Genomic DNA, 2750 nt, shown 5'->3' on the forward strand with positions numbered 1-2750 from the left:
GCGTATAATCGTCGGCAGCGTCAGATGTGTATAAGAGACAGCCTCCCCACACCACATGGGCGGCCAGCATCAGGCTGTTGCGGGAGCGCGGATGGCGGGTCGCGGGGGTCAGGATGCGCATCGCCGGAATCCAGCCGAGATAGCTGGCGCCCCAGACCGCGAGGCCGTAGCCGATCCCCGTCGCCACCGCCGGTCCGCCGATCCGACGCGCGACCGCCGGATACAGCGCCCCGGCGGCGGCGCCGTAGCCGTAATGCAGGGCGAGCGTCAGGTCGCGGCGCTCCGGCTCATCCATCGCGTCCATCACGCCGGTCGGGCCGACGACGCGGTCCGTGATCAGGCGCGGTGGCAAGGGGTAACGGTCCTTCTCCGGCAAGGCGCGGAACATCGCGCGCATGGCCGCCGTCATGGCGACGGTGCCGGCCAGCCCGGCGATGGCTCCGGCGACAGAGTGGTTCATGGGAAATGGACCGAAGGTTGTTGTGTGGAGCCTCCAATCAACAGGACCCCGCCTTTCAAGGTTCCTGGTGAGGCATGGGAGCGGCGGGGAAACCTCTTGCTTGGCCAAGCGTTGAGGGACTAGGGCGTGGCATCAGAATCAAGGTGCAGCACATGCGTCGCTTCCTGCGGGACAACGGGCTGTCGGTCGCCTTGTTCGGGCTGTTCCTCGTCTCGATCATCGGGCAGGTGCTGGCCGGATGGCGCGCCCTGGCGGAGGAGCTTCGCCTCCACGCCCAGCCGCCCGTCGGCTTCTTCGACTATCTGACCACCGGCCATTTCCTGTCGGCGACCTTCGAGAACTGGGAGAGCGAGTTCCTCCAGATGTCGGTCTATGTGCTGCTGACCGCCATCCTGGTCCAGAAAGGCTCCTCGGAATCCAAGAAGCCGGGAGAGGCCAACCCGGAGGACGAGGCGCCCGAGCGGCGGCGCGGCGACCCCGACGCACCCTGGCCGGTGCACCGGGGCGGCCTGCTGCTGCGGCTCTACTCCCACTCGCTCAGCGTCGCGCTGGTGACGCTGTTCGTGATGTCCTTCGTCCTGCATCTGGCGGGCAGCACGCGGCGCTCGAACGAGGAGGCGGCGTGGCATCACCAGCCCATCCGGACCATGGGCGAAACCCTCGCCGATCCGGAATTCTGGTACGAGAGCTTCCAGAACTGGCAGAGCGAGTTCCTGTCCATGGGGGTTCTGGTCGTGCTCGGCATCTATCTGCGCGAGCGCGGCTCCCCCGAATCCAAGCCGGTCGCCGCCCCCAACCGCCAAACCGGCGACTGACCGCCCGGCCCTTCACGACCGGCCTTTTCGGGGGCGTCGGGCGCTCGACTCTCGGGCCGCCTTCGGCCATGGTAACGCCCCAAAGGGAAGAGGCCGCATCATGTCCGACGAAAAGACCACCGACACGCTCCAGACCGCCACCGAAGCCCCCGCGCCCGTTGGGGACGGCAGCGGCCTGTATCTGGTGGACGGGTCGGGCTTCATCTTCCGGGCCTTCCACGCCCTGCCGATGCTGAACCGTCCGGACGGCACTCCGGTGAACGCGGTGCTGGGCTTCTCCAACATGCTGCTGAAGCTGCTGGCCGACCTGAAGGCCTCCGCCGTGGCGGTGGTCTTCGATTCGAAGCGGCTGAACTTCCGCAACGAGTTCTATCCCGAATACAAGGCCCACCGCCCCGAGCCGCCGGAGGAGCTGAAGCCCCAGTTCGCCCTGATCCGCGAGGCGACGGAGGCCTTCTGCCTGCCCTGCCTTGAGCTGGAGGGCTACGAGGCCGACGACCTGATCGCCACCTACGCGCGGCTGGCCAACGAGGCCGGGCGCGAGGTCACCATCGTGTCGTCCGACAAGGACATGATGCAGCTCGTCCGCCCCGGCGTGCGGATGCTCGACCCGCTGAAGAACAAGCCCATCGGCCCCGACGAGGTGTTCGAGAAGTTCGGCGTCGCCCCCGACCGGGTGGTGGACGTGCAGGCGCTGGCCGGCGACAGCGTGGACAACGTGCCGGGCGTGCCGGGCATCGGCGTGAAGACCGCCGCCCAGCTCATCACCGAATACGGCGACCTCGAATCGCTGCTGGCCCGCGCCGGCGAGATCAAGCAGCCGGCGCGCCGCCAGAAGCTGATCGACTTTGCGGAGCAGGCGCGGATCTCCCGCCGCCTCGTCCTGCTGGACGACCATGCCCCGCCGCCGAAGCCGCTGGAGGAGCTGCGGGTCCGCGAGCCCGACCACCAGAAGCTGATCGACTTCCTGCGCGCCCAGGGCTTCCGCACCATCGTCAGCCGCGTCGAGGCGGAGATGCGCAAGGACGGAACCATCGCCGACGGCGCGGTCCCCTCCTCCGCCACGCCGTCCGCCGGCCCGGCCAAGGCCGCCGCTTCCACCGACACCGCCCCGGCGGCGGAGATCGCCGCGCCGCGCAGCCGCCCCGCCCCGCCGACCGACGTCGAGCAGCGCTACGAACTGGTGCAGGACCTTGACGCCCTGGCCGTCTGGCTGGAGCGCGCCCGGACCACCGGCATCCTGGCCGTGGACACCGAGACCAACTCGCTGACCCCCGCCACGGCGACTCTGGTCGGCATCTCGCTGGCGACCGAGCCGGGGCTGGCCTGCTACATCCCCCTGGCCCATCAGGCCCCCAACGCCGCGGCCAGCGGGGAGCTGTCCTTCGAGACACCGGAAGCGCCGAAGCAGATCCCGGCGGAGGACGCGCTGAAGGCCCTGAAGGAGGTGCTGGAGGACCCGGCGATCCTCAAGA

The 2750-nt window shown here is 69.2% G+C and carries 3 protein-coding genes; 2 read left to right on the forward strand and 1 reads right to left on the reverse strand.

Annotated features, from left to right (window positions below; all coding sequences use genetic code 11):
- Positions 1 to 460: hypothetical protein (locus tag Q4I23_RS31955; RefSeq protein ID WP_498528903.1), on the reverse strand; the 460-nt coding region annotated here is incomplete at its 3' end.
- Positions 461 to 612: 152 nt separating this feature from the next.
- Between Q4I23_RS31955 and Q4I23_RS31960 the strand changes: the two genes are divergently transcribed.
- The gene (locus Q4I23_RS31960; RefSeq protein ID WP_498528904.1) at positions 613 to 1275 is read left to right on the forward strand and encodes a DUF6766 family protein; all 663 of its coding nucleotides are present in this window, start codon (positions 613 to 615) and stop codon (positions 1273 to 1275) included.
- 100 nt (positions 1276 to 1375) lie between these two features.
- Positions 1376 to 2750: 5'-3' exonuclease H3TH domain-containing protein (locus Q4I23_RS31965; protein ID WP_498528905.1), on the forward strand; the 1375-nt coding region annotated here is incomplete at its 3' end.

The sequence above is a fragment of the Azospirillum sp. UFLA03-27 genome, assembly GCF_059803775.1.

Coding starts and splice junctions, on each gene's coding strand:
- Q4I23_RS31960 (WP_498528904.1), top strand. CDS start 613: ATGCGTCGCTTCCTGCGGGACAACGGGCTGTCGGTCGCCTTGTTCGGG.